This is a genomic window from Streptomyces katrae, assembly GCF_000966975.1.
Lineage (GTDB): Bacteria > Actinomycetota > Actinomycetes > Streptomycetales > Streptomycetaceae > Streptomyces > Streptomyces katrae.
This window is the reverse complement of sequence record NZ_JZWV01001782.1, coordinates 1-431: the sequence shown is the minus strand read 5'-3', so window position 1 is coordinate 431 and position 431 is coordinate 1. Positions and strand designations below refer to the sequence as shown.

At 86.8% G+C, this 431-nt stretch carries 1 pseudogene; it reads left to right on the top strand.

From position 1 onward, the window contains the following. Nucleotides 1-431, top strand: a pseudogene (locus VR44_RS48715) (hypothetical protein); the annotation flags it as partial.

Sequence of the window (431 nt, the reverse complement as noted above, 5' to 3'; positions counted from 1 at the left end):
CCCCCCGCCCGAGCGAACCCCCCCGCCGCAGGCGAGGCCGATGCCGCCGAGGACCACTCTCCCGCCGGGCCGGACTCCCCCGACCACGCCGAAGCCGGACCCCCCGGCACCGCACCCCCACCGGGACCCCCCGAGCGGGCCGGGGACGCCGAGGCCTGGGACCACTCCCCCTCGGGGCCCGGGCCCCCGGACCACCCCGGGGCGGAACCCGCCGCCCCCGTGTCCCGACGGGCCGGGGCGGGTGCGGGCGCCGCCCACTCCCGGCCGGACTCCCCCGGCCACGCCGGGGCCGGGCCCCCCGCCGCCCGGGCGGAGCTGCCCGCCGGGGCGGGGGACGGCGTCGGGGGCCAGTCGGCCTCCGGAGGCGCCGGGGGACCCGGCCGCGGTGGTGCCGCGGCGCCGCCGGGGGGCGGTGCGGGGGCGGCGGCTGC